This window comes from Pseudomonas sp. S3(2024), from assembly GCF_036861315.1.
GTDB classification, from domain to species: Bacteria; Pseudomonadota; Gammaproteobacteria; order Pseudomonadales; family Pseudomonadaceae; genus Aquipseudomonas; species Aquipseudomonas putida_A.
Genome location: NZ_JAZAQQ010000004.1, coordinates 396,744 through 421,303, shown reverse-complemented (window position 1 = coordinate 421,303; position 24,560 = coordinate 396,744). Strand labels below are relative to the sequence as shown.

The 24,560-nt window shown below is 58.7% G+C and carries 25 protein-coding genes and 1 pseudogene; 15 read left to right on the top strand and 11 right to left on the bottom strand.

Translation table 11 applies throughout. From position 1 onward, the window contains the following. The first annotated feature begins 57 nt into the window (after nucleotides 1-57). A complete protein-coding gene (locus tag VLA07_RS13635; protein WP_333989440.1) occupies nucleotides 58-1,185 on the top strand; it encodes a sensor histidine kinase in 1,128 nt (375 codons plus the stop codon). Nucleotides 1,186-1,309: 124 nt separating this feature from the next. On the opposite strand, the gene VLA07_RS13630 is transcribed toward VLA07_RS13635, so the two are convergent. Further along, entirely contained in the window at nucleotides 1,310-1,615 is a 306-nt protein-coding gene (locus tag VLA07_RS13630) for a chaperone modulator CbpM (protein ID WP_027613554.1), read from the bottom strand. A 23-nt stretch (nucleotides 1,616-1,638) separates the two neighbouring features. Continuing rightward, on the bottom strand, nucleotides 1,639-2,586 hold the full coding sequence (locus VLA07_RS13625) for a DnaJ C-terminal domain-containing protein (RefSeq protein ID WP_027613553.1): 948 nt from the start codon (nucleotides 2,584-2,586) through the stop codon (nucleotides 1,639-1,641). 291 nt (nucleotides 2,587-2,877) lie between these two features. On the opposite strand from VLA07_RS13625, the gene VLA07_RS13620 reads away from it, so the two are divergent. Further along, nucleotides 2,878-4,152 (top strand): Hsp70 family protein, encoded by a 1,275-nt coding sequence (locus VLA07_RS13620; RefSeq protein ID WP_047600627.1) that lies wholly within the window; start codon nucleotides 2,878-2,880, stop codon nucleotides 4,150-4,152. Between the two features lie 115 nt (nucleotides 4,153-4,267). Here the strand turns inward: VLA07_RS13620 and VLA07_RS13615 are convergent, their stop codons facing one another. From VLA07_RS13615 to VLA07_RS13605, 3 genes are all read right to left on the bottom strand, one after another. Beyond that, nucleotides 4,268-5,281, bottom strand: coding sequence for an AI-2E family transporter (locus VLA07_RS13615; RefSeq protein WP_333989437.1), 1,014 nt, complete (start codon nucleotides 5,279-5,281; stop codon nucleotides 4,268-4,270). A 199-nt stretch (nucleotides 5,282-5,480) separates the two neighbouring features. After that, nucleotides 5,481-5,786, bottom strand: a complete 306-nt coding sequence (locus VLA07_RS13610; RefSeq protein ID WP_007966973.1) for a PsiF family protein — start codon at nucleotides 5,784-5,786, stop codon at nucleotides 5,481-5,483. A gap of 63 nt (nucleotides 5,787-5,849) precedes the next feature. Beyond that, nucleotides 5,850-6,644, bottom strand: a complete 795-nt coding sequence (locus VLA07_RS13605; protein ID WP_285375194.1) for an AraC family transcriptional regulator — start codon at nucleotides 6,642-6,644, stop codon at nucleotides 5,850-5,852. A gap of 96 nt (nucleotides 6,645-6,740) precedes the next feature. Between VLA07_RS13605 and VLA07_RS13600 the strand changes: the two genes are divergently transcribed. Continuing rightward, nucleotides 6,741-7,628, top strand: coding sequence for a DMT family transporter (locus VLA07_RS13600; protein WP_247268706.1), 888 nt, complete (start codon nucleotides 6,741-6,743; stop codon nucleotides 7,626-7,628). Between the two features lie 118 nt (nucleotides 7,629-7,746). On the opposite strand, the gene VLA07_RS13595 is transcribed toward VLA07_RS13600, so the two are convergent. The 3 genes and pseudogenes from VLA07_RS13595 to VLA07_RS13585 form a co-directional block, all read right to left on the bottom strand. Then, nucleotides 7,747-8,637, bottom strand: coding sequence for an esterase/lipase family protein (locus VLA07_RS13595; RefSeq protein ID WP_247268705.1), 891 nt, complete (start codon nucleotides 8,635-8,637; stop codon nucleotides 7,747-7,749). Nucleotides 8,638-8,728: 91 nt separating this feature from the next. Next, nucleotides 8,729-9,034 carry a DMT family transporter gene (locus VLA07_RS13590; RefSeq protein ID WP_097089887.1) on the bottom strand — a complete coding sequence of 102 codons (306 nt, stop codon included), beginning with the start codon at nucleotides 9,032-9,034 and terminating at the stop codon, nucleotides 8,729-8,731. After that, nucleotides 9,035-9,672, bottom strand: a pseudogene (locus tag VLA07_RS13585) (FMN-dependent NADH-azoreductase). 120 nt (nucleotides 9,673-9,792) lie between these two features. Between VLA07_RS13585 and VLA07_RS13580 the strand changes: the two are divergent. Next, entirely contained in the window at nucleotides 9,793-10,710 is a 918-nt protein-coding gene (locus tag VLA07_RS13580) for a LysR substrate-binding domain-containing protein (protein WP_150369544.1), read from the top strand. 90 nt (nucleotides 10,711-10,800) lie between these two features. Then, nucleotides 10,801-11,334 carry a ferritin-like domain-containing protein gene (locus tag VLA07_RS13575; protein ID WP_027613544.1) on the top strand — a complete coding sequence of 178 codons (534 nt, stop codon included), beginning with the start codon at nucleotides 10,801-10,803 and terminating at the stop codon, nucleotides 11,332-11,334. A 100-nt stretch (nucleotides 11,335-11,434) separates the two neighbouring features. On the opposite strand, the gene VLA07_RS13570 is transcribed toward VLA07_RS13575, so the two are convergent. Further along, nucleotides 11,435-13,510 (bottom strand): AsmA family protein, encoded by a 2,076-nt coding sequence (locus VLA07_RS13570; RefSeq protein ID WP_333989431.1) that lies wholly within the window; start codon nucleotides 13,508-13,510, stop codon nucleotides 11,435-11,437. Nucleotides 13,511-13,896: 386 nt separating this feature from the next. Here VLA07_RS13570 and VLA07_RS13565 point away from each other — a divergent pair, with 386 nt between their 5' ends. The 7 genes from VLA07_RS13565 (at nucleotide 13,897) to VLA07_RS13535 (ending at nucleotide 19,231) form a co-directional block, all read left to right on the top strand. Beyond that, nucleotides 13,897-14,403 (top strand): hypothetical protein, encoded by a 507-nt coding sequence (locus VLA07_RS13565; RefSeq protein ID WP_247268700.1) that lies wholly within the window; start codon nucleotides 13,897-13,899, stop codon nucleotides 14,401-14,403. 173 nt (nucleotides 14,404-14,576) lie between these two features. Beyond that, nucleotides 14,577-15,209, top strand: a complete 633-nt coding sequence (locus tag VLA07_RS13560; protein WP_027613541.1) for a TetR family transcriptional regulator — start codon at nucleotides 14,577-14,579, stop codon at nucleotides 15,207-15,209. Between the two features lie 297 nt (nucleotides 15,210-15,506). Further along, nucleotides 15,507-16,007, top strand: a complete 501-nt coding sequence (gene ureE / locus VLA07_RS13555) for an urease accessory protein UreE (protein ID WP_003221180.1) — start codon at nucleotides 15,507-15,509, stop codon at nucleotides 16,005-16,007. Continuing rightward, nucleotides 16,004-16,678, top strand: coding sequence for an urease accessory protein UreF (locus VLA07_RS13550; RefSeq protein ID WP_027613540.1), 675 nt, complete (start codon nucleotides 16,004-16,006; stop codon nucleotides 16,676-16,678). The genes ureE and VLA07_RS13550 overlap by 4 nt, the downstream gene beginning before the upstream one ends. A 23-nt stretch (nucleotides 16,679-16,701) precedes the next feature. Further along, on the top strand, nucleotides 16,702-17,316 hold the full coding sequence (gene ureG / locus VLA07_RS13545) for an urease accessory protein UreG (protein ID WP_007966946.1): 615 nt from the start codon (nucleotides 16,702-16,704) through the stop codon (nucleotides 17,314-17,316). Between the two features lie 27 nt (nucleotides 17,317-17,343). Continuing rightward, nucleotides 17,344-17,916, top strand: coding sequence for a HupE/UreJ family protein (locus VLA07_RS13540; protein ID WP_247268699.1), 573 nt, complete (start codon nucleotides 17,344-17,346; stop codon nucleotides 17,914-17,916). Nucleotides 17,917-18,097: 181 nt separating this feature from the next. Continuing rightward, nucleotides 18,098-19,231, top strand: coding sequence for an AGE family epimerase/isomerase (locus VLA07_RS13535; RefSeq protein ID WP_333989429.1), 1,134 nt, complete (start codon nucleotides 18,098-18,100; stop codon nucleotides 19,229-19,231). 122 nt (nucleotides 19,232-19,353) lie between these two features. Here the strand turns inward: VLA07_RS13535 and VLA07_RS13530 are convergent, their stop codons facing one another. Both VLA07_RS13530 and VLA07_RS13525 read right to left on the bottom strand, forming a co-directional pair. Then, complete coding sequence (locus VLA07_RS13530) at nucleotides 19,354-20,259, bottom strand: cation diffusion facilitator family transporter (protein WP_027613537.1); 906 nt, start codon at nucleotides 20,257-20,259, stop codon at nucleotides 19,354-19,356. Nucleotides 20,260-20,457: 198 nt separating this feature from the next. After that, entirely contained in the window at nucleotides 20,458-21,222 is a 765-nt protein-coding gene (locus VLA07_RS13525; RefSeq protein ID WP_027613536.1) for an SDR family oxidoreductase, read from the bottom strand. A gap of 871 nt (nucleotides 21,223-22,093) precedes the next feature. Here VLA07_RS13525 and VLA07_RS13520 point away from each other — a divergent pair. From VLA07_RS13520 to VLA07_RS13510, 3 genes are read left to right on the top strand one after another with little or no spacing between them, the layout of a single operon-like run. Beyond that, nucleotides 22,094-22,696 (top strand): hypothetical protein, encoded by a 603-nt coding sequence (locus VLA07_RS13520; RefSeq protein ID WP_333989427.1) that lies wholly within the window; start codon nucleotides 22,094-22,096, stop codon nucleotides 22,694-22,696. Between the two features lies 1 nt (nucleotide 22,697). Further along, nucleotides 22,698-23,399 (top strand): dCTP deaminase domain-containing protein, encoded by a 702-nt coding sequence (locus tag VLA07_RS13515; RefSeq protein WP_333989426.1) that lies wholly within the window; start codon nucleotides 22,698-22,700, stop codon nucleotides 23,397-23,399. Between the two features lie 25 nt (nucleotides 23,400-23,424). Next, entirely contained in the window at nucleotides 23,425-24,381 is a 957-nt protein-coding gene (locus tag VLA07_RS13510; RefSeq protein WP_333989425.1) for a nucleotide kinase domain-containing protein, read from the top strand. Nucleotides 24,382-24,560: the final 179 nt, after the last annotated feature.

Here is a 24,560-nt window from a genome sequence, read left to right as displayed (position 1 = left end):
ATTTCCCGCCAAAGGGACTAATATTCGATTCGCTCCGCCTTTTTTCAGGAACTGCCCATGCGTCTTTCCGAGTTCATCGTGGCCAATATCGACCCTATCGTCGATGAGTGGGAACAGTTTGCCGCGACCATCACGCCGGCCGCCGACTATCTGGATTCCACTGCGCTGCGCGATCACGCCAGCGAGATTCTGCGGGCCGCCGCCCGCGACATGAACAAGCCGCAAAGCCCCGCCGAACAAGCTGCCAAAGCCAAGGGCGAAGGCCCGGAAAAGACCCCGAGCCTGGACGAGGCCGGCGCCAGCCATGGCGAACTGCGCCACACCGTCGGTTTCGATCTGGTGCAGATGACCAGCGAATTCCGCCATTTGCGTGCCTGCGTGATCCGTCTGTGGGTTGATAGCCTCGAATCGCCGGACGTGACCTATTTCCAGGACATGATCCGCTTCAACGAGGCCATCGACGAAGCCCTCGCCGAATCCACTGCGGCCTATGCCGAGCAGGTCAATCGCTCGCGGGACATTTTCCTCGCCATCCTCGGCCATGACCTTCGCGCACCGCTGCAGGCGGTGAGCATGTCCACCGAACTGCTGCTGCGCAAATCCAGCCTTGAAGGCGATGCCCTGGCCTGCGCCCAGCACATCAAGCGTGGCGCGCGGCACATGGCGACGATGGTCAGCGATCTGCTGGAACTGGTGCGCAGTCGTCTGGGCCGTAGCCTGCCGATCGAGCCGGCACCGATGGATCTGGCCGTTGCGGCGCGAGCGGCGATCGCCGAAGCCTGCGCCGGTCAACCGCAATCCGATCCCAGGCTCACCGTGCACGGTGACACCAGCGGCGTGTGGGACGCCGGACGGATCGACCAGTTACTGCAAAACCTGATCGGCAATGCCTTGCAGCACGGTGCCAACCAGCGCGACGTGACCGTCGATCTGCGTGGCGAGAGCGACCACGTGTGCCTGTCGGTGCACAACTACGGCACACCGATTTCCGAAGAGGCGATCGGCACCATTTTCGACCCGCTGGTGCGCAGCGCCGACGAAGAACTCGGGCAACCGTCGACCAGCCTCGGGTTGGGCTTGTTCATCGTCAAGGAAGTGGTGAACGCCCATGGCGGGACGATCGATGTCAGCTCGAGCGAGGCCGACGGCACGCTGTTCAGTGTGGTGTTGCCAAGAAAGGTTTAAGCAGGCCAACCGCGTAATCGTTCTTCGCGAGCAAGCTCGCTCCCACATTCAGATCGCGATCCACTGTGGGAGCGGGCTTGCTCGCGAAGGGGCCGGCAAAGACACTCCAGAACCAACGGTAAAACTACTCGACCACCAAACGCCCCAACCGCTGGCGCAGCATGCGATTCTCGGCTCGCAGTTCCTTCACTTCATCCAGCAGATCAAGTGCCAGCGCGACGCCCTCCCACTCAAGCTCCAGCTCGCGCCGCAACTTCGCGGCGCGCTTGGCCAGGCTCAACTCGTAGTCGGTGAACCGCCATTCCCGGGGCTGCGCGCCCTGAGGTTCGAGGATGCCGTGTTCGACGATTTCGATCACGTAGACGTCCGACAGATCGGCCGCCTCACAGAATTCTGCCATGTCCAGTTGAACGATCAGGGGGCTGCTCATGATGGGCTACTCCGTCGTCGGATTCAGAAGTTCTCTCGTGGGTTGAACGCAGCTTTCTTCGCCAGTTCCTGCCACAGCGCCTTGACCTCGTCGTCGGAGGTTTTCGGCATCACGGCCTTGAGCTGCACGAACAGGTAACCGCGCTCACCAGCCTTGTTCTTCAAGCCATGCCCCTTGGCGCGCATGCGCTGACCGTTCTGACTGCCGGCCGGAACCTTGAGGTTGATCTTGCCGGTCAGGGTCGGCACCGCCACTTCAGCGCCCAACGCCAGCTCCCACGGTGCCAATGGCAAGGTGATGATCAGGTTTTCGCCTTCGACATCGAATTTCGGGTGCGGCGCAAAGCGAATGGTCAGGTATAGATCGCCATTGGCCCCGCCACCGATGCCCGGTGCGCCCTGGCCTTTGAGGCGGATGCGCTCGCCGTCGGTGACGCCCGCCGGGATCTTCACGTTCAGGCTCTTGCTGGTGTTGCTGACGTGCTGACCGTTGGCGTTGTATTGCGGAACCTGAAAGCTGACCTTCTTCGACTCGTCCGACAAGGTCTCCTCAAGGAAGACCGGCAGTTCCATTTCCACGTCTTGCCCTCGGCGCCCTGCACTGCGTTGTTGCCGACCGTCGCCACCGAAACCGGCGCCGCGATTGCCGAAGATCGAACTGAAGAAGTCCGAAAAGTCGCCGGTGTCGCCACCGCCGCCGCCAAAACCGCCACGGCTCTGCCAGCCCGGCGGGCCCTGGAACGGCTGACCGTGCTGGCCATAACGGCGCAGCTCGTCATATTCGGCGCGTTTGTCGGCGCTTTTCAGCGCTTCATAGGCTTCCGAGGCGTCCTTGAACTTGGCCTCGGCGTCTTTTTCCTTGCTGACATCGGGGTGGTATTTGCGCGCCAGCTTGCGATAGGCAGCCTTGATCGCCTTGTCGTCCGCTGTCGGCTCCACGCCGAGTATCTTGTAATAGTCTTTGAAGTCCATCGAAGGAATCACCATCCGTTATCGATTTCGCGCCGAGGCCAGCATGCGCTCATTCGCGCGTGCCGGGTTGACCGATCTCAACTTTGTGACCGGGTGGCGCAGCAGAAGTTTATCGGCAGTGGACGACGGTTCTTGCGACCGCCGGTATGTCTGCCGGCCCATGCCAGCAAGTTTGGGGCGAAGCTGCGACTTTCAAGAAGCTTAGTCGTGAAATAGCAGATGACCGGCCTTCGAATCTGCCGCGCACTGACATACACTGCGCGGCCGTTTTTTGACCGGAACCCGAAAGACATGAACAACGCCTCTCCAGCCCGTGCCTGCGGTATCGACTTCGGCACCTCCAACTCCACCGTCGGCTGGCTGCGCCCCGGCATGGAAACGATGATCGCGCTGGAAGACGACAAGATCACCCTGCCGTCGGTGGTGTTCTTCAACATCGAGGAGCGCCGTCCGGTTTACGGTCGTCTGGCCCTGCACGAATACCTGGAAGGCTACGAAGGCCGGCTGATGCGCTCGCTCAAGAGCCTGCTCGGTTCCAAGCTGATCAAGCACGACACCAGCGTCCTCGGCACGGCGATGCCGTTCAAGGATCTGCTGGGTCTGTTCATCGGTCAGCTCAAGAGCCGTGCCGAAACGGCCGCCGGTCGCGAGTTCGAACAAGTGGTGCTGGGGCGTCCGGTGTTTTTCGTCGATGACGACCCGCTGGCTGACCAGGAAGCCGAAGACACCCTGGTCGAAGTGGCACGCAAGCTTGGTTTCAAGGACGTGTCGTTCCAGTACGAACCGATTGCCGCCGCCTTCGACTACGAGTCGACCATCGAAAAAGAAGAGCTGGTGCTGATCGTCGACATCGGCGGTGGTACCTCGGACTTCTCGCTGGTGCGCCTGTCGCCCGAGCGTCGCGGCATGGACAACCGCCACGATGACATCCTCGCCACCGGCGGCGTGCACATCGGCGGGACCGACTTCGACAAACAGCTGAGCCTGCAAGGCCTGATGCCGCTGTTCGGCTACGGCAGCCGGATGAAGAGCGGCGCCTACATGCCGACCAGCCACCACATGAACCTGGCGACCTGGCACACCATCAACTCGGTGTACTCGCAAAAATCCACCCTGGCGCTGGGCAGCATGCGCTACGACATTGAAGACACCGGCGGTATCGACCGTCTGTTCAAGCTGATCGAACAGCGCGCCGGGCACTGGCTGGCGATGGAAGTCGAAGAAACCAAGATCCAGCTGACCCACGCCGACAGCCGCCACGTACCGCTGGACCGTATTGAGCCGGGCCTGAGCGTGGAACTGAGCCGCGCGCTGTTCGAATCCTCCATCGACGCGCTGCTTGAGCGCGTACGCGGCAGCGTCACGCAGCTGTTGAACGATGCCAACGTGTCGGTGGCGCAGGTCGATACGGTGTTCTTCACCGGCGGTTCAAGCGGCATTCCGGCGCTGCGCAATAGCGTCTCGGCGATGCTGCCGAACGCGCGACATGTGGAAGGGAACATCTTTGGCAGCATTGGCAGCGGTCTGGCGATTGAGGCGATGAAGCGCTACGGTTCGATGGTCTGAATCCAGAATCAGCGGCGCGCCCTTCGCGAGCAAGCCCGCTCCCACAGGATCACACTGAACCTGTGGGAGCGGGCTTGCTCGCGAAAGGGCCCTTTCAAACGCTACAAGGCTTGAATCAAACCATCCCGCCCAGCTTCAACTCACTCTTCAGGTACGCGTAATAAATCGGCCCCGCCACCACTCCCGGCAGGCCGAACGCGGCTTCGAACACCAGCATCGCCAGCAGCAACTCCCACGACTTGGCACTGATCTGCCCGCCGACGATGCGCGCGTTGAGGAAGTATTCGAGCTTGTGGATAAAGATCAGATAGCCCAGCGCCGCCACCGCCACCCAGATCGACAGCGACAGGCCGACGATGGTGATCAGCGTGTTCGACATCAGGTTGCCGATCACCGGCAGCAGGCCGAGCAGAAAGGTCAGGACGATCAGGGTCTTGGTCAGCGGCAGCTTGATACCGAACAGCGGCAAGACCACCACGAGGAAAATCGCGGTGAAGAAAGTGTTCAGCAGGGAAATCTTGATCTGCGCGAAGACGATGTTGCGAAAGGCTTGAACCACCAGGTGCAGACGGTCGAACAGGGCGGCGGCCAGCGGTTTGCGCTTGGTCAGATCCGGTACTCGCTGCAGGGCAATGATCGCGCCGAGGACCATGCCGATCAGCAGGGTGACGAACATGTGCGCCGCGTCCTTGCCCACCAGTTGCAGCTCGGACAGGTGCTTGCTCGCCCATTCGCCGATGGCCACGCGAAATTCCGCAGCGCTGGCCGGCAGGTAGGCATCGAGAAACGGCGGCAGTTGCCCGCGCGCGCGATCGACCACGCCCATGAATTTGTCGAGCGAGGCGCCCGGGTTTTCCGCTTCGTGCAGCAGGAAACTGATGGCGCCGGCAAAGATCAGCGCCAGCACACTGACCACCAGGGTGCCCAGCAGCGCCACCGCCAGCCAGCGCGCACGCCGACCTTCGATCAGCCGTTGCAGTTGCGGGGTGAGCATGTTGACCAGCTCGAACACCAGCAAACCGGCCAGCAGGCTGGGCAACAAGCGCAGCGGCAATGCCAGCAGCAAGCCGCCGCAGATGATGATGCAACTGGCCCAAAACACAACATGACGCTCAGAAAACGTTGGCATACAGCCTCAAAACGAACGGCGTAAAAGGATTGGCAGTCTGCCAGCGATCCGGGGAGAGCACTAGGGATATGCAGGGGCTATTGTCGTGCTCAATGGCCCCTTCGCGAGCAGGCTCGCTCCCACAGGGGGGTACGCATTTCAATGTGGGAGCGAGCCTGCTCGCGAAGAGGCCGGCCCGTTCACCGCAAATCCTTGCTGATTATTTTTTCTTCAGACAATCACTCATGAAGGTCTTGCGCGCATCGCCGGTCAGCGCCTTGGTTTTCGCATCGGCGTTGCAGGTTTTCATTTTTTCCTGCTGCGGGGTCAGCACTTTGCCGTCATTGGCGGCCGGTGCTGCCTTGAGGCAAGTGCTCATGAAAGTCTTGCGCTCGTCGCCCTTGAGGCTCTTGGCGGTAGCATCAGCATTGCAGGTGGTCATTTTGTTCTGTTGCGCCGTGGCGGCGAAACCCTGGGAACACAGGAGCAGACCGATCATCAACAAAGGGACACGCAACATCTTCATGGAGTTTTCTCCTTGTCGCCGCATCGATGGATGCGGCCTCCGCTGAAGTGTAGCCAAATCTTGTTACACCTTCCTGCCTTCCAGGTGGCTACGCCGATACTGTTCCGGCGTACACCCGGCCTGCCGGGCAAACATGGCAATGAACGCCGAGCCGCTGCTGTAGCCGAGATCGAAGGCGATTTCCTGCACGCTGCGGGTACCTTCCAGCGCCTCGATGGCCGCGAGATAACGCAGGCGCTGACGCCATTCTCCGAAACTCAGTCCCAGTTCGCGCACGAACTGCCGGGCTAGCGTGCGTTCACTGACGTGCACTTGCGCCGCCCAGTGCGCCAGCGGGAGGTTATTGCCCGGATCAGCCTGCAAGGCGTCGAGGATCGCCAGCAACCCGGGATTGCTTGCGTACGGCAGATAACATTCATGCACCGGCGCCTGTTGCAATTGATCGACCAACACCTGGGCCAGACGCTGGTCGGCATCCAGTTCGGGGATTTTCACGTCGCGGGCGGCGAAGTCCTTGAGAATCGCCTTGAGAATGTCGCTGATTGCCAGCGTGCAGGCGCGCGGCGGCAGGTCGGCGCAAACCTTCGGATCGAGGCACACCGCGCGGTAGTTGACCGGTTGATGGCTGTAGAAACTGTGCTCGACCTGCGGCGGCACCCACACCGCGTAGTGCGGCGGCGACATGAAGCGGCTGCCGTCGACGTCCATGTGCAGCACACCGTGGGCCGCGTACTCCAGCGTGCCCCACGGATGACGGTGCGGCGCCGCGTATTCATGGGTGTTGAAATCGGCGTAGCGGAAGTACACCGCCGACGGCAGTTCGCTGAAATCCAGCAGATCGATATGTTTACTGTTCATGCTGTCCTGTTGCAGAGGCAGGTTGTCTGGTTCGCAGTATAGGCCTGCGTCCAGACAGGGGATAATCAGCGTTCATCAACGTTCTGGTTTTAACCCATGCAATACGCGTTTCCCCTGCTGGCGATTTTCATCTGGGCCGGCAATACCGTGATCAACAAACTGGCGGTCGGGGCGATCTTCCCCGCCGAGATCGGTTTCTATCGCTGGCTGCTGGCCGGCCTGCTGTTCACCCCGTTCATGCTCAAAGCGGTGATCGCGCACTGGCCGCAGATCCGCCCGAATCTGGGCAAGATCTTCATCCTCGGCGTGCTGGGTATGGCGGTCTATCAAAGCCTCGCCTACTTCGCCGCGACCCTGACCACGGCGACCAACATGGGAATTATTCTGTCGTTGATGCCGCTGATGTCGCTGGCCATGGCCATCATCAGCCTCGGCCAGCGTCTGACCGCCGGGGCATTGTTCGGCGCAGTGCTGTCGTTCGCCGGGGTGCTGGTGGTGGTGTCGTCAGGCAGCCTCGGCGCGCTGCTGCAACACGGAGTTAACCTGGGTGACGCGATGATGCTGATCGCCACCCTGGCCTACGCGATCTACAGCACCTTGCTGAAAAAATGGCAGCTGCGTTTGCCGCCGCTGGTGTTGTTGTACCTGCAAGTGCTGGTGGCGATTGTGGTGCTGTTTCCGCTGTACGCCGCCTCGCCGAAAACCGGCTTCACCGCGCAGAACATTCCGCTGGTGCTGTACGCGTGCCTGCTGGCCTCGATGCTCGCGCCGCTGGCGTGGATGCAGGCGGTACAGCGCCTGGGACCGAGCCGCACGACCTTGTTCTTTAACCTGCTGCCGCTGATTACCGCGCTGATTGCGGCGGTGGTGTTGAAGGAAGAGCTGGCGATGTATCACCTGGTGGGTGGGGTGTTGACGTTGGGCGGGGTGATTCTTTCCGAGCGCTGGACCACCGTGCTAGGCCGCAGAATCAGCGTTGCCTGATCTGGCCCTTTCGCGAGCAAGCCCGCTCCCACATTCGACCGGGTTCCAACAGGTGGAATGCGAACCACTGTGGGAGCGGGCTTGCTCGCGAAGAACGATAACGCGGTGTAACTGACATTCACACGCCGGCGGCCTTTAGCCGCGCCGCATGCTCGACAAACAACCGCACCGGATCCGCACCCTTCCCCACCAGCCCCAGCGACTGATTGACGATGTCGAAGTGATCCAGCGGATAGTCGTCGCCAATCACCGTGCCGAGGTGCGAGCTGTAACGCCCGACCATCCCGTCACACTGCCCCGGCTCACGCACGAAGGTTTTCGCGAACAAGCGGCAACTGCGGTTGGTGCCGTCGAACAGGTTGCCACCGCGATCAGTTTTGCCCGGTTGCAACGTCCCCGACCACGAGTAATAACGCACGCCATTGACCTCTTCCGGCCCGTGACCGCCCCATGTCTCGGGCAGGCCCTGTGGATAACGCTGATTGAACAGCGCCACGCCTTCGCTGGTCAGCGATTGATGCGAAGCGTGGATGTCCACCGGCAGTTTCGGCCCGTGGTAACCGGTTTCCAGCAACGCCATCAGCCAGCCGACAAAACGCAACAGCACCTCCAGCACGCGGCCCTTGGCGCTGTTCGCTGGGTAGTGTTTCTGCAGATAGTCGGCCAGTTCAGAACCGTGATTGGGCCCGGCCACGGAGGTTACCGAGGCGACCAGATCCGGCCGTTTCGCGGCGGCATAACGTGCGGTCAACGAGCCCTGGCTGTGGCCGAACAGATTGACCCTGGCGGCGCCGGTCTCGCGCAGAATTTCGTCGATGCGCGCCAGCAACTGCTCGCCACGCACCTCGGTGGAATTGAGCGGCGATACCTGCACCGCAATCACCGTCGCCCCGCCACGGCGCAACGCCTTAATGATCCCGTACCAGTACGGATACAGCAGCAGCCGGATGAACCCGAGCATGCCCGGCACCAGCACCAGTGGATAACGTGTCGCCGAACCTTGTGACATGGGCAAACATCCTTGTGGTCGCTGAGTGGATGCCAGACGTGCAAAACGCCCGCCAAGCCTCCTCCCTGATGATGACAACTGCACCATCAGCCTACTTCAGGCCCACCACCCCCGCCACAATCAGCCCCACCGACAGCAGTTTGACCAGGGTCAGGCTCTCGCCGAGCAGGGCAAAACCGAGAAACACCGTGCCCAGCGAGCCGATCGCCGTCCAGATCGGATAGGCGATGCTCACCGGCAACTCGCGCAGCGCCAACGTCAGGAAGTAAATCCCGCCAATCGCCGCCACCACCGTGATCAGCGACGGCCACAAGCGGGTGAAGCCTTCGGCGTACTTCATGCCCATGGCGAAAGTCACCTCGAAACCGGCGGCGATCAGCAGGCACAGCCAGGCCACTTAGAACGTCCGGGCGAGGTCGAGCAAACGCTGCTCGGCCTCGCCCACTGATACCGCGAAGGTGCGCTCGGCCGATTCCTCGCCCTCGGCCGCGACCACGCTGACGTCGTTGATGCCGATAAAGCCCAGCGCGGTGCGCAACCACGGATCGGCATGATTCAACGCTTCCAGTTCGCCGCCGGGGCGAAGCCGAAACCGCCACGGCTGGTGACAATCAGCGCTTTCTTGCCTTGCAGCAACGGCGTGTATTGAGCGATGCCGTTGTCCAAGGTGTGGTCGAACGTCAGGCCCAGACGCACGATCTGATCGACCCAGGCCTTGAGGCCGCTGGGCACGCTGAAGTTGTACATCGGCGTGGAAATCAGCAGCAGATCGTGCTCGAACAACTCGCCGACCAGTTGATCGCTGAGCGCCAGATCGGCCTGCATCGACAGCGGGCGTGCTTCGGGTTCAGGGTAAAACGCCGCCGCCACAAACGCTTCGTTGACCGCTGGAATCAGCGCCCGTCCGACTTCACGGCGGGTGACCTGCGCCTGCGGATGACGTAATTGCCAGGCACTGAGAAAGCTTTCCGCGAGGCGCCGTGAATGCGAACGCTCACCCCGTGGACTGGCATGGATCGCAAGAATCTTGCTCATCTGAATCTCCTTGGGACTAGACTTGAGTGGCTGTGTGGCGCCAGATTGGCGTCGACCCGCCGCTGTCTCAAATGAGCAAAAATCAGTCGGGATGAATTTGTTTCATCCATGGAGTATTGAATGTTCGCCTCGTTGCCGCTGACCGCCCTGCGCGCCTTCGAATCCGCTTCGCGGCTGTTGAGCTTCAAGGCCGCTGCTGAAGAGCTGTCAGTCACACCGACGGCGATTTCCCATCAGATCCGAGCGCTGGAAGACTGGCTCGGCGTGGCGCTGTTCGAGCGTTTGCCGCGTCAGGTGCGCCTGACCGAAGGGGGCGAGCGACTGTTTCGCAGCCTGCACGGCGCGCTGCTGGAAGTCGCGCAAAGCGTCGACACCCTGCGTCCGCAACGCAGCGGCAGCAACCTGACACTGTCGACCACCGCCGCGTTTGCCGCGCTGTGGCTGGTGCCGCGCCTCGGAAGGTTTTATGCGCAACACCCGAACATCAACGTGCGCCTCGATACCCACTGCGAAGTCATCGACCTGCATCAGGACGCCAGCGTCGATCTGGTGCTGCGCTATAGCCTCGACGATTACCCCAACCTTTACGGCTTGTGCCTGTTCGATGAGACCTTCGGCGTGTATGGCTCGCCGGAACAGGTGGCGCTGGCCGCCCGGCGCACGCCGGCGCTGATCAGCGTGCGCTGGCACAACTCGAAGCTGTATGCCCATGGCTGGGAAGCGTGGTGCGCTGGCTCCGGCGAGTCGTGGCTGAACCAGCATCCGGCGATCCGTGAATACGATGAGGAGCATTACGCTCTGCAAGCGGCGATTGCCGGGCAAGGTCTGGTGCTGGCGAGCAATATTCTGGTCTCGCAGAGCGTCGCCAGTGGGTTGCTGGTGCCGTACAAGGGGCAGGTGCAAGTCGATGGTGCCGGGTACAGCGCGCTGTGTGTGCCGGGACGGGAGCGGCATCCGCCGGTGCGGGCGTTTTTTGCCTGGTTGCGCGAAGAAGCGCAGTTGTCCGGGCTGGTACCAAGGTCGCCGGAAATCTCATAAAACTTTTTGCGTCGCTCAGGACTCACAACTTGGGTAATCGATCACGCCTGTAGAGCGTGGCGCCATTGGATTAGCCTCCTGGAGATCAACATGAGCGACGACCTGCACTTGTCAGATGTCAAAACCCTGCGCGAACGTGCGCGACAACACGTCGAGAACGGCGCGGTAACCGAGAGCTACAGCGCCGACCGTGACGAGGTGCTGCGCTTGCTCAACGAGTCGCTGGCCACCGAGCTGGTCTGCGTGCTGCGTTACAAGCGTCATTACTTCATGGCCAACGGCGTCAAAGCCCACGTGGCCGCGGAAGAATTCCTCGAACACGCGACCCAGGAAGCGCAACATGCCGACCGTCTGGCCGAGCGCATCGTGCAACTGGGTGGCGAACCGGAGTTCAATCCGGACCTGCTGTCGAAAATGTCCCATGCCCAATACGTGGCCGGGAACACCTTGAAGGAAATGGTCTACGAAGACCTGGTGGCCGAACGGATCGCCATCGACAGCTACCGCGAGATCATCCAGTACATCGGCGAAAAAGACCCGACCACCCGGCGCATCTTCGAAGACATCCTCGCGCAGGAAGAAGAGCATGCCGATGACATGGCCGATATCCTGAAGGACCTGTAAGCCCTTCTAAACCGCCTTCGCGAGCAAGCCCGCTCCCACAGTTTTTTCACTAAACCTGTGGGAGCGGGCTTGCTCGCGAAGGGGCCCTGTCAGTCACCGATCATTTTGTTGGCTTGACGGTCACTGGCGCCTTGCCCGCCTTCATCTGCTCAAGCAGAGGCGCGCACTGGTTCGGCTCCCCGCCACTCGGCGCCACCAGCGCCAACAACCCCGCAGCCGGTGCGGCAATCACGCCCAGTGCCACCATCCCCGCGCCACGCAACATCAACGGCACGGCCTTGACCCCGGCGTCCGGCTTGATGAACTTGCCGCGCACGTACAGCGGTGAACGCAGCGAAATCAGACGCCAGCCCTTGGACTCCGGTGTCACCGTCAGGTCCAATTGCTCGGTGGCCATGTTCGCGGTGCCGTCGATGTAGATGATCGCGTTCTCGGTATCGAACACAAACAGCCGTGTGGTCGCCAAGCCAGTCTTGATGTCGAAGTCCGCCGCCGCGCAGTTGATCTTCACTTCCTTGTCGCCAAAGATCTTGCCGACCACGTAGTTGCCGACGTTGAGCCCTGCCAGTTCCATCAGCTCACGGCTGATCGCACCGTCGTTGATCAGCATCTTCAGGTTGCCGTTGGCGCCGCCGAGCAGCTTGGCCACCGAGTTGCCGCGACCGCTGATATCAGCATCACCGTTGAGCTCACCGAAGCTGGTTTTCATCGGTTCGAAGGTCGGGAACAACTGCTTGAGCTTAAAGCCGCGCGCGGTCAGTTTGGCCCGGCCTTCCAGCGGTTCGGCGCGACCGTTGAGGCGGATCTGCGCGTCCAGATTGCCGCCGGCCACGCCGAAGCGCAGCGGTTCTAGGCTGAGTTCGCCGTCGTTGAGTTTCAGGTGGGTATAGAGGTCGGTGAACGGCAGCTTTTCGCTGTGGACGATGCGCTTGCCGGTGAACTCGACGTCGGCATCCATCGCGCGCCAGCGGTCGGTCTTGAATTCTTCCACCGGCAGCACTTTGTCGGTCGGCTGCTTGCTCTCGCCGCCGCGGGCCTTTTGCTTGTCATTGGAGTCGGCGCCGATCAGCGGCGCGAGGTCGGCGAACAGCAATTGATTGGACAGCAACGCGCCGCTGAGCTTGGGCCGTGGCTGGCTGGCGACGTAGGTCAGATCGCCGTGAATGTCACTGCCGCCGATCTTGCCGTTGAATTGTTCATAGGTGAATTTCGCACCGGCGGCATCATGCAGCTTGGCAATCAGATGGCCGTCGGTGGAGTACGGCGGCGTGTCCGGCAGGGTCACGCCGGTCAGTGGATAGAGGTTGCCGAGGCTGGCGCCGGCCAGTTTCAGACGCAGATCGAGGGCGCCAAGGTTCAGCGGGTCGGTCAAGGTGCCAGCGAGTTCGATGCTGGTGGCGCCGATCTTCGCCTGCGCCTGCAGCGGGAACGGTTTGTTCGCGTCCTGCAACGCCAGCAGCCCGCCGATCTTGCCCTGGCCGGTGAGGTTCTGGCCGTGGTATTGGCCTTTGACCTTCAGCGCGAATGCATAGTCCTGCGGCGCGGCGCCCTTGTCCTGCGCGGTTTTCGCGGCTTTGGCGCCGACGATATCGCTGAACGGAATCGGTTTGCCCAGCGGATCGATCAATACGTCGAGATTAGTCTTCAGCGTCTGGTCATCCAGGGTGACGTGGCCCTTGTCGAAGCCAATCGCACCGATGTCCACCACCCAGTTCGACGGTTCGGCATTCGGGTCTTTCGGGTCGAACTTGAAGGTCCAGTTGGCGCGGCCATCAGCCAGGCGTTGCAGTTGCGCGTTGGGTTCGGTCAGGTCGATGCGCGGGATCGTCACCCGTTGCGCCAGCAGGGCCAGCGGCGAGATGCGCAGCTCCACGCGTTTGAGTGTGACCATCTGCGGCTGCTTCGACCAATCCGGGTTGCCCAGCGTCAGGTCCTCAGCCACCACGTGCGGCCACGGCACCCAGGCCCGCCAGCCGCCCTCGTCCGGCTCACGCTGCCAGATCACCGCGAGGTTGCCATTGATGGCGAACGGACGATGCAATTCTTCCGAGACTTTGGCGTTGAGCGGCGGTTTGATCCGGTTCCAGTCGAAGAACACGATGATCAGAACCAGTACCGCCAGCAGCAGTACGAGAGTGGCGAAGGTCCAACTGAAGATTTTTCCGGTGCGCGTCATGCACAAAACTCCTGATGACGACCGCACGCCGATTTCGCGACGCACAGCTGAAACGGCGGGCCAAAGCGGCCCTCATGAATTCTACGACTGGCAAACAGTGCGCAGGTTTAATCGGAATATAGATTGCGCGGCAAAAAATCGCCCCGAATGCTGACCGATTGGTCGAACAGCGTTACCGCTGCCCGCACATTTGCGAGGCGCGAGTGAGTCGAAAATACCCACTGCGGTGCAAAACCACCGCCCGCAAACGCCCGAGCTAGAGCGCCTCGGCAGAACAATCAATTCTGTTGATTATTACCATTGCGTTTATGAACTTTTATATCGACTTATCGAGAGTAGCATTGGCTTCGTACCCACTTTATCGCCCTCCCAAGGAGCAACCCATCATGAAACGCCAATTACTGCTCAGCCTTACCCTGTCGATGCTAGCCAGCACTGCTTTCGCCCTGCCCGCTGCCGATCAGGCTACCCCACAAGTGAAAGCCAGCCACTCTGTGTTCAGCCAGACAGTGGCTGCTGACGGCGGCGACCGCACGCCACAAGGTCAGACTCTGGCTGAAAACGGTCGTCATCGTCTGGAAGAAAAAGGCCTGGTACAAGATGGCTACGACAAGACTCCACAAGGTCAAGCTGTAGCAGAAGGCGGCCGTGATCGTCTGGAAGAGAAAGGTCTGGTGCAAGACGGCTATGACAAGACTCCACAAGGTCAGACCCTGGCTTCCGATGGCGGCGACCGCACTCCACAAGGGCAAACCCTCGCTGAAGGTGGCGGCGACCGTACTCCACAAGGCCAGACCCTGGCTGAAGACGGTTTCGACAAAACCCCACTGGGACAGGCCGTTGCCGAAGGCGGTGGTGACCGTGTGATCGAACGCAACAGCGCTTTGAGCTAAGCCCATGGCGGCCTGGAAAAAAAGCCCAATCACCGGATTGGGCTTTTGACTTTTTCAGTACCGACATTCTGCGAAACCTTTTTTCCTGCTGACTTTTCCCCCTGCCGTTCGACGCCAGCAAAGCCGATTTGCTAGAGTGCGGCGCTTGTCCCGCTCAAGAAAACGCCTTTGCGATGCTGCCCCGCGCCGAACAGAAACAACAGACCCGCAACGCCCTGATGGACGCTGCCCGCCATTTGATGGAAAGCGGCCGAGGTTTCGGCAGCCTGAGCCTGCGCGAAGTGACCAAGACCGCCGGCATTGTGCCCACCGGTTTCTATCGGCATTTCGCCGACATGGACGAGTTGGGGCTGGTGCTGGTCAGTGAAGTCGGTCAGACCTTCCGCGAAACCATCCGACTGGTGCGCCACAACGAATTCGTCATGGGCGGCATCATCGATGCGTCGGTGCGGATTTTCCTCGACGTGGTCAGCGCCAACCGTTCGCAGTTCCTGTTTCTCGCTCGTGAGCAATACGGCGGCTCGCAGCCGGTGCGTCAGGCGATCGGTCGTCTGCGCGAGAACATCAGCGCCGACCTTGCGGCCGATCTGACGCTGATGCCCAAGCTGCAACATCTGGATGCAGCCGGGCTGAGCGTGATCGCCGACCTGATCGTCAAATCGGTATTCGCCACTCTGCCGGACATCATTGACCCGCCCGCCGAGGCCCTGCCGGAGCATCTGACGCCGCAGGCGAAGATCACCCAGCAATTGCGCTTCATCTTTATCGGCCTCAAGCACTGGCAAGGGTTGGGCAGTACCGAGTAATTCCCTTTCCCAAAACCTCACAAATCCCCTGTAGGAGTGAGCCTGCTCGCGATAGCGTCCGTTCAGTCAGCCGAGAATTGACTGGAAGACCGCTATCGCGAGCAGGCTCACTCCTACATTGCTTTGTGTGACAGCCACAAATTGGTGCATGTAAAAATCTTCACGCACCAAAACCTTCCAAAATTCTGCAACATCTTGAAACATCCTCTACGCTCCGACAGGGATTTCCTACATCTCGTCCGGTTGGCAAGCCCCTTGCTCTAGCCCTCCTACAAGTCCACTGCTGGAAGCTTTCCGATGCTGGTGATTCATCGCAGAATCGACCCTCAACCTGTCTGGTCCGCCGAGTTGCACCTGACCTTCGAAGCGCGGAGCAAAAGCCGTCTGCGCTGTTTCAGTGCCGATGGCGAAGACGTCGGGTTGTTTCTGGAGCGCGGTCAGGCACCGTTATATGACGGCGAATGCCTGCAGGCCGAGGACGGCCGCATCGTTCGCGTCTGCGCCCGCCCCGAGCAACTGCTGCACGTCACCTGCGCCAATGCCTTCGAACTGACCCGCGCCGCCTATCATCTGGGCAATCGCCACGTCGCCTTGCAAGTCGGCGATGGCTGGCTGCGTTTGCTCGACGATTACGTGCTCAAGGCCATGCTCGAACAGCTCGGCGCCCAGGTCGAGGCGATAGAAGCGCCGTTCCAGCCGGAACACGGTGCCTACGGCGGCGGCCATCACCATTCGCGGCATGGCGACGAAGATTTCAACTACGCGCCCAAACTCCATCAGTTCGGCGTACGCCTGTGAATCCGGCCTGGGCGCTGCTGCGCCTGGCCAGTCCGCAACTGCCGATTGGCGGCTACAGCTATTCGCAAGGCCTGGAAATGGCGGTGGATAACGGCCGCGTGAACAACCCGGACAGCGCCCGGCGCTGGATCAGCGATCAACTACTGCTCAACCTCGCCCGTTTCGAGGCGCCGCTGCTGCTCGCCCATTGTCAGGCCGCGGCCGAGGAAAACTGGCCCGAGTTGTTGCATCTCTGCGAAACCCACCGCGCCAGCCGCGAGACCCGTGAGTTGCACCTGGAGAGCCGGCAGATGGGTTACTCGCTGCAGCAATTGCTCAACGGTTTGCCGGAACTCGACGCGCCAGCCCGTAGCTTTCTTGAGCAATGCGCCGAACCGCACCTGGCTCTTGGCTGGGCACTGGCTGCTCGCGCCTGGCAAATCAGCCCACAGGATGCGCTCGCCGCGTGGCTGTGGAGCTGGCTGGAAAACCAGCTCGCGGTACTGATGAAAACCCTGCCGCTAGGCCAGCAAGCCGCCCAGCGCCTGACCAGCGAACTGCTGCCGCTGCTGCAACAGGCACAGCAGGACGCCACCCGCATCAATCCCGAACACATTGGCAGCGCCGCATTCGGCCTGTCCCTGGCGTGCATGGCGCATGAGCGCCAGTACAGCCGTCTGTTTCGCTCTTAGGGCCTGTCATCTTGGAGAAGCACATGAACACACAACCCCTGCGCGTCGGCATCGGCGGCCCGGTCGGTTCCGGCAAGACCGCATTGACCCTGGCCCTGTGCCTGGCATTGCGCGATCGCTACAACCTGGCCGTCGTCACCAACGACATCTACACCCGCGAAGACGCCGACTTTCTGGTGCGCAACGAAGCACTGGCGCCGGAGCGGATCATCGGCGTGGAAACCGGTGGCTGCCCGCACACGGCGATCCGCGAAGACGCTTCGATCAACCTCGAAGCCGTCGATCAACTGAACCGGCGCTTTCCGGGGCTGGACCTGATTCTGGTGGAATCCGGTGGCGACAACCTGTCGGCAACCTTCAGCCCGGAGCTGTCAGACCTGACCATCTACGTGATCGACGTCTCCGCCGGCGACAAGCTGCCGCGCAAGGGCGGCCCGGGGATCTGCAAGTCCGATCTGCTGGTGATCAACAAGATCGACCTGGCGCCGCTGGTCGGTGCTTCGCTGGAAATGATGGATAGCGACACCCAGCGCATGCGCAACGGCAAGCCATTCGTCTTCAGCAACCAGAAAACCGGCCAGGGCCTTGAAGAGATCATCGCCTTCATCGAGCGCCAGGGCCTGCTGAACGCCGCCTGACTTATTGACCAACAAGGAAGCTTATCCATGACACTCAAACGCATTCTCGGCGCCGTGGCGCTGCTGCTGACCCCAGCACTCGCCTTCGCCCACCCGGGCCACGGCGACAGCGGTCTGGTCGCCGGCATCAGCCACCCGATCGGTGGCCTCGACCATTTGCTGGCGATGGTCGCGGTCGGCCTGTGGGCCGCGCAGCAACAAGGCGCGGCGCGCTGGGCGCTACCGTGCACGTTTGTCGGCACCATGCTGATCGGCGGCATGCTCGGTTTTGAAGGGCTGGAGTTGCCGGCGCTGGAAAGCGGGATCGCCGCTTCGGTGCTGGCGCTGGGTCTGGCAGTGGCACTGACGGTGCGTCCACCGCTGGTGATGGCGGTGGCGGCAACGGCGCTGTTTGCGCTGTTCCATGGCGTGGCGCATGGCCTGGAGCTGCCGGACATGAGCAGCCCTTGGGCGTATGCCGCCGGCTTCGTGGCGGCGACTGCTGCCCTGCATGCGGCGGGTTATGGCCTGGTGCGCGTGTTGCCTCAGGCTGCTGCGCCATTGGTACGAGTGGCAGGGGCTGCTTCGGCGGTGACAGGCGCCTGGTTGCTGGCCGGCTGATCTCTATCGCCTGAACCGGCCTCTTCGCGAGCAAACCCGCTCCCACCCTGGATTTGCGGTGTACACAAAACCTGTGGGAGCGGGCTTGCTCGCGAAAGCGGTCTGACAGACACCGCGTCTCTAAAGGACGCCGCTCTGCTACCATGTCGCGCAATCGCCCCAGCCGTGACGACGTCCGCCAATGCCCCATGCTTGCCGCTCCACCTCCCTGCCCGAATTGACCGCCCTGTTCAGCGATGTGCAACAGCACTTTCTGAACGTGATCGTGCCGCTCTGGCAAGGCCCGGGCTGGAACGCCGACATGGCGCTGCCCTACGAGGCACTCGACGCGGCGCATCAACCTTTGCCACCGCAACGCTATCGGGCGATGGCCTGCGCACGGCAGCTGTACCTGTTTTCCAGCCTGATCGGGATTGTGGATAACGCCGAGGTGCGCGCCGCGGCGCTGTTCCGCTCGCTGCAACGGCATTTCCACGATGCCGAGCACGGCGGCTGGTTCTACAGCATCGACGCGCAAGGCAAGCCGCTGGATCAGCGCAAAGATCTCTATACCCACGCCTTCATCCTGTTCGCCTGCGCCCATTACTGGGCCAAGTCCCGGGAGCCGCTGGTGGAATCCACGCTGAACGCCGCGCTGGAAGTCATCGGCCGACGCTTCGCCACCGGCGATGGCTTGTACGAAGCCTGCCTGGACCGCGACTGGATCACCCTGCAAACCGGGCCACTGCAAAACCCGCTGATGCACCTGGCCGAAGCGTTCCTCGCCACCTTGGCGGTGCGTGAAGACGCGCCGACGCAGCAAGCGCTGCTCGAGTTATGCACAGCTATGCACAAGCAGTTCGTCGACCCGCAACATGGCGTGTTGATGGAAAAACCACTGGGGGCTGTGGATAACTGGTACGAGCCAGGGCATCAGTTCGAATGGTATTTCCTGCTTGAATCTTCAGCCCTGCTGCGCGGCTCGAAACTGCACGCGGCGCTGGAGCGAGCCTTTGCTTTCACCGAGCAATTCGGTGTTGAACAGCCTTCAGGGGCGGTGCGGGCGATGCTCGATCTGCAACTGGACGGTCGCCCGAAAGATTCGACGCAACGGATCTGGGCTCAGGCGGAATACCTGCGCGCCCTGACCTTGCGCCCGGACAGCGAAGCCACCGTGCTGCGCCAGTTGCGGGCGTTGCAGCAGCGGTTTCTGCACGCGGGCGGGTGGCATGAATGCCGAGATGAGCTGGGAGAGGTCAGCCGCAAGGACATGCCTTCAACGACGCCTTATCACTTGGCGACGTGCTACAGCGGGCTGGCTGAATACCTGCGTTGATTGAAAAATAGCTTTCGCGAGCAAGCCCGCTCCCACATGGGAATTTCGGCGAACACATAATCTGTGAACAGCCTGGATCCCTGTGGGAGCGGGCTTGCTCGCGAATAGCCGTTACACGGTCTCTAGGCAATCCACTTCTTGTCACCGGTAAAGCTGATCGTCAACCAGCGTGCCGCATCCGGCTCGCCGAGCTGCGCCGAAATTTCCTCACGCAACGCATCCAGTTGCCCCACGCTTTGCAGCCGGTAATCCGCCGGCAACACCACATGAATCTCGATAAACCGCGCCCGCCCGTGCTTCTGCACGTAGGTCACGTAATCATCGAAACCATGCTCGACCTTCGCCGCTTCCATGACCTGACGCACCTGATCATCCAGGGTGTCCGGTGCAATACCCAGTACATCACGCAGTGCCGGGCCGAGGATCTTGAACGCCGGTGGCAACATGGTCAGCGCCAGCACGATCAGGATCAGCGGGTCGACAAATTTCGCCCACTCGTCAAAGCCCTGGGCCTTGAGCAGCAACGCGGCGAGAAAACTGATCAACAGGCCGACCGAGAGCATCGCGTCCACCAGCCAACTGATGTTGTCGAACTGGATTAGGCTGGACTTGAGCTTGCGATTGCGCCGACGCACGTAGAAGAAATAGGCGAATTCGACGACGGTGAACACCGCCGCATAAATGATCACCAGCCCCAGCTCGATCTCGCGGCCGCCGTTGATGATGCCGAATACACCGTTTAGAAACGCATAGATGGCGATCAACAGCAGGAAGCTGCCTTCGATCAGCAGCACCATTGGCTCCAGATGCCAGAAACCGAACTGGAAGCGGTGATTGCTCTCTTTAGCGATCAGCCTGGCGGTGATCAGCATCAGTACTTTGATGAACGTTGCGATCAGCGAGAAAAAACCATCGAAAAGGATGGATTGCGAACCTGAAACAAAACCGGTGACGATCCCGGCAATCGACACCGCGAACATCAGGATGGTCGATTGTTTGAGCAGTGACTGCTCACCTCGGTTACTCACTTTAACTCCTCGAAAACCTTAAAAACCGCAGGGTGCGGTGGGGTTATTGGGGGATGAGTTTACCTTATCGCCGGTTATGCCCGGTTTTGTGGCGAGGGAGCTTGCTCCCGCTGGGGTGCGGAGCGCCCCCGCTCTTCAGTTCAAAAAAGCGGGCCTGCTGCGCAGTCCAGCGGGAGCAAGCTCCCTCGCCACAGGGTCTTACGCCTTGTTACGCTCGATCGCAAACCCCGCCCAGGTCTGGCTCACCGGCATCAGCTCCAGGCTGTTGATGTTGATGTGCGCCGGGGCGTTGAGCACCCAGAAGATGGTCTCGGCGATGTCCTGCGGCTGGATCGGCTCGGCACCGGCGTAAGTGGCGTTGTAGCGTTCCTGGTCACCGGCAAAGCGCACCAGCGAGAACTCGCTTTCGCACAGACCCGGCTCGATGTTGCTGACACGCACGCCGGTGCCCTGCAGGTCGCAACGCAGGTTCAGCGAGAATTGCTTAACGAACGCCTTGGTGGCGCCATACACGTGGCTGCCCGGGTACGGGTAGTTGCCGGCGATGGAGCCGAGGTTGACGATACCGGCGCCACGGCCGTGAGCGATCAACCGCGGCAGCAGCAGACGAGTGCTGTACATCAGGCCCTTGACGTTGGTATCGACCATGGTGTCCCAGTCGTCGAGGTCGCATTTCGGTGCGGGGTCAACGCCCAGTGCCAGCCCGGCGTTGTTGATCAGGCCACGCAATTTGGCGAACGACGGCGGCAGATTGGCAATTGCCTCTTCCATCGCCTTGCGGTCACGCACGTCGAGCACCAGGCCATGCACTTCGGTCTGCTTCGACAACTCGGCGCACAGCGCGTCGAGACGTTCTGCACGACGGCCGGTCAACACCAGTTTCCAGCCAGCCTCGGCGAAACGACGGGCACAAGCTTCACCAAAACCGGAGGTTGCGCCGGTAATAAACAGGGTGTTGGACATCGTGTTCTCCTTGCGTCGGCCGCCAGCGCAGCCATTGGAATAGAAAATCAGCAGCCAGCATGCCCGGCCCGGCATTTACGAGCAACACCCGCACCGGGACATCTTCCGATCAAAATTTGATCAATCGTCGCTACACCGTATGTGGCTTGGCCTGTAGCCATGTGCACGCACGTTATCCACAGTCCCTTCCACAGTTTCCGGGGGCAAGTGGAAACGCGCAAAGCCGCGCCATACAAGGCTTTGCGCGGGAAACAGAAAGTTTTTTGCTTGACCCTGAAGCCGCTGTTGTGCCGGAGATGGCATTTTGCACGACCGACCGGTCAGCGCAGTGATTGCGCGAGGCCAGTAATTACGGCCCTCAGCGGAGTCTTTCCAGAGTTTAGTCACAGACTTATCCACAGGCTTGCTCACACGTAATTGTCTCCACAGCACACCCTAGAAAAAGGTTGACAACAGCGTCTTCAGCTCCAGCAAAAACGCCTGATCAAAAAGCGATCACCAGCCTGCAAGCCACGGAAAACAAGGGCTTCAGCCAGCTACTCCCACGTTATTCACAGCCAGCTCCACAGTAAACGGGGACAAGTCAAAACTGTGGAAAAACAGCCATTTGCAGCGTCTATATGTCGCGCTTTGGCAGCTATGGGAATTTGTTTTCCACAGCGACTGCCGCCGGGCGCATCCACCAGTCGCCTGAATACCTTGAATCAGAATATTCGGCTACATTTAGGCCAAATGCTCTCTCATTTATTCAGCTTACCGATAGCTCTATCTGAACAGTTTGGGTATAATTTTTTTATTTTATTTGACTAATACTACAATTGTGATAGGTGCTTGAAAGTCGCAATTGAACGCTAAACTATAGGAAATGACCATGTCACTTCTCATCCAGCTAGAAGAACTTCAGTGGAAACAGTTGCAGCACGATGAAAAGTACCATAAGGAAATTTGGATACTTAATGTGCAGCAACGTATTACCCATATGGTTTTACATCTGTCAAAATATAGCGCAAAGTTAACTCTTTCCGCGCTTGAGCACAACATTGAAGAACTAAGAAAAGCAACGATTGATTCACTAATAATCGTCACATCATCAACGAATATATTTAACAAACTATTAAGCGACATTTCCATTGAAGAGTCAGAAAAAACACTACCGTGCATTAATACGCTTGCAGCTAAGCTATTGAAAGAGGAGAAATTTGACGGCTACGAGCCAAACATATCTATGGCAATAAAAATCAATAGCTTGACCGGGAAAATGTGCAAAGCAGTCGAATCTTTAGACCATCTCGAAGCCTATCCATTTAAAGAGGTCATCCTCTCTTCTTTAGCATCTATCTTCAGGATATTGCTTGCGCTAGCCTGCCATTTAAAGGTCGAAGACATTGAGACTCCAATTGGAGACCGGCTCTACTCCGTAGAAAAAAACAATATATTTTTCAATAGGTTAGGTAATTACAAATCAGGATATTAAAATGTTTTGGAGCGGTGACAAACTCAAGGAAAATCTTGCTGATCTAATAGAAAACGCTGAAGGCAACACGGTGGGAATCGAAGTTGACTGTGCAGCCATATCCCTCACTGTTGGAAATGAAGTCTATATTACACCAAGCAATGAAAAAGACCCGAATGTCAAACAGATACTAGATGATAAAAAGCCTCAGTTCGTAATTCCCAAAGGCCAGTTTGCTCTTCTTCTGACATCAGAAGTACTGTATGTCCCTACCACTGCGCTGGCCTTCATCTCCTTCAAGGCAAAGTATAAATTCAAAGGTCTTATCAACGTATCAGGCTTCCATGTAGACCCAGGATGGAAAGGGCAGCTAACTTTCTCCGTATACAATGCCGGACCAACTGACATTGTATTGGAGCGGGGAAAGCCATTTGCACTGATTTGGTATGCTGACCTTGATCCCTCAGCAACAGACGAAAACGCAAAAAAATATAAATCCCCAATAAAAAAGTTAAACAGCGATAAAATCTCTGATATGACTGGTGAGGTTTTCTCCCCTTTCAAGTTGAAGCAGGAAATAGACGACCTTAAAAAAGAGCTTCTTACATTAGAAAGTAAAATAATCGCGAGATACTCAACGGTAATTTTTGCAGTTTTTACTGCCATTCTGGGTTTCGCAATAAAGGATCATGTGATCAAATTTTTTAACAATCTAATCGGCTAACTTAAACATTCCGAGTCGCGCGCCTTTGAGCAACTTAAATTTCAAGCCTAATTACGCCTATGACGACTACTGGGTATTTGCTCATGCGCGACAAGAGGCCTTCCTTTCAAGGCTCTCCCCGACAAAACCTCAAGACTCTATCATTTCAAAATACAAATTCACCAACTGCTACAGAGTTCTTGACCGCACATCTCAATATCTAATAAAAAACGTAATCTACGATACAGACCATAGTGCAGAAGACACTTTTTTCAGAATAATACTTTTCAAGCTATTCAATAGAATTGAAACATGGGAGCAGCTAGAAAAACAATTAGGAACAATATCAGTTGAAGATTTCTCGATCAAAAACTATTGCGATGCCATAGCCAAAATAAAGCTGCAAGACGTGAAAATCTACTCTGCCGCATACATCATGCCTTCTGGAAAAGCTGAATACGGACATGCTTCCAAACACATGAACAATCTGGAAATGATACAGCTCATGTTAAATCAGGAAATGCATAAATCCATCTGGGACAGAAAAAATCTATCTAACATATATCAGTCTCTTCTTACTCTCCCATCAGTGGGTAAGTTCCTAGCGTACCAATATGCAATTGACCTTGCATACAGCAACCATTGCAACGCTGACGAAAGCCAATTCGTAGTCGCCGGACCTGGCGCAGAGCGCGGAATTAAAAAGATTTTCCCAAACGCAAAAAAAACCGAATACGAACACATAATAAAACACATGACCGAGATTCAGGAGCAAGAATTTAGTAGGCTCAATTTACCATTCAGCTACCTCCCCAATAGAAATCTTCAGCTTATAGACTGCCAAAATTTATTCTGTGAGCTAGACAAATTTTTGAGAGTAAAACGCCCGGAGTTAGGAAAACCCGGATCACGAATTAAGCAAAAGTACTCACAAAACAAGACTCCTATAGACTACGTTTTCCCTCCAAAATGGAACGTACCTGAATTCAGAGAAAAATTCTAAACATGAAAATTTACTTCGAAAGAAGCTTTACAAAAAAAGAAAAGCGCAGAATTGCTTGGTCCGCACTATTCTTCCTCCTATCTTCAATAATAATTTTCTGCACACTTCCACAAAAAAACAAAGCAAAGGACTGTTTTCTTATTCCCAACTCTCAGAACACAGCAGATCTAAGCTACACC

Coding starts and splice junctions, on each gene's coding strand:
- VLA07_RS13635 (WP_333989440.1), top strand. CDS start 58: ATGCGTCTTTCCGAGTTCATCGTGGCCAATATCGACCCTATCGTCGAT.
- VLA07_RS13630 (WP_027613554.1), bottom strand. CDS start 1,615: ATGAGCAGCCCCCTGATCGTTCAACTGGACATGGCAGAATTCTGTGAG.
- VLA07_RS13625 (WP_027613553.1), bottom strand. CDS start 2,586: ATGGACTTCAAAGACTATTACAAGATACTCGGCGTGGAGCCGACAGCG.
- VLA07_RS13620 (WP_047600627.1), top strand. CDS start 2,878: ATGAACAACGCCTCTCCAGCCCGTGCCTGCGGTATCGACTTCGGCACC.
- VLA07_RS13615 (WP_333989437.1), bottom strand. CDS start 5,281: ATGCCAACGTTTTCTGAGCGTCATGTTGTGTTTTGGGCCAGTTGCATC.
- VLA07_RS13610 (WP_007966973.1), bottom strand. CDS start 5,786: ATGAAGATGTTGCGTGTCCCTTTGTTGATGATCGGTCTGCTCCTGTGT.
- VLA07_RS13605 (WP_285375194.1), bottom strand. CDS start 6,644: ATGAACAGTAAACATATCGATCTGCTGGATTTCAGCGAACTGCCGTCG.
- VLA07_RS13600 (WP_247268706.1), top strand. CDS start 6,741: ATGCAATACGCGTTTCCCCTGCTGGCGATTTTCATCTGGGCCGGCAAT.
- VLA07_RS13595 (WP_247268705.1), bottom strand. CDS start 8,637: ATGTCACAAGGTTCGGCGACACGTTATCCACTGGTGCTGGTGCCGGGC.
- VLA07_RS13580 (WP_150369544.1), top strand. CDS start 9,793: ATGTTCGCCTCGTTGCCGCTGACCGCCCTGCGCGCCTTCGAATCCGCT.
- VLA07_RS13575 (WP_027613544.1), top strand. CDS start 10,801: ATGAGCGACGACCTGCACTTGTCAGATGTCAAAACCCTGCGCGAACGT.
- VLA07_RS13570 (WP_333989431.1), bottom strand. CDS start 13,510: ATGACGCGCACCGGAAAAATCTTCAGTTGGACCTTCGCCACTCTCGTA.
- VLA07_RS13565 (WP_247268700.1), top strand. CDS start 13,897: ATGAAACGCCAATTACTGCTCAGCCTTACCCTGTCGATGCTAGCCAGC.
- VLA07_RS13560 (WP_027613541.1), top strand. CDS start 14,577: ATGCTGCCCCGCGCCGAACAGAAACAACAGACCCGCAACGCCCTGATG.
- ureE (WP_003221180.1), top strand. CDS start 15,507: ATGCTGGTGATTCATCGCAGAATCGACCCTCAACCTGTCTGGTCCGCC.
- ureG (WP_007966946.1), top strand. CDS start 16,702: ATGAACACACAACCCCTGCGCGTCGGCATCGGCGGCCCGGTCGGTTCC.
- VLA07_RS13540 (WP_247268699.1), top strand. CDS start 17,344: ATGACACTCAAACGCATTCTCGGCGCCGTGGCGCTGCTGCTGACCCCA.
- VLA07_RS13535 (WP_333989429.1), top strand. CDS start 18,098: ATGCCCCATGCTTGCCGCTCCACCTCCCTGCCCGAATTGACCGCCCTG.
- VLA07_RS13525 (WP_027613536.1), bottom strand. CDS start 21,222: ATGTCCAACACCCTGTTTATTACCGGCGCAACCTCCGGTTTTGGTGAA.
- VLA07_RS13520 (WP_333989427.1), top strand. CDS start 22,094: ATGTCACTTCTCATCCAGCTAGAAGAACTTCAGTGGAAACAGTTGCAG.
- VLA07_RS13515 (WP_333989426.1), top strand. CDS start 22,698: ATGTTTTGGAGCGGTGACAAACTCAAGGAAAATCTTGCTGATCTAATA.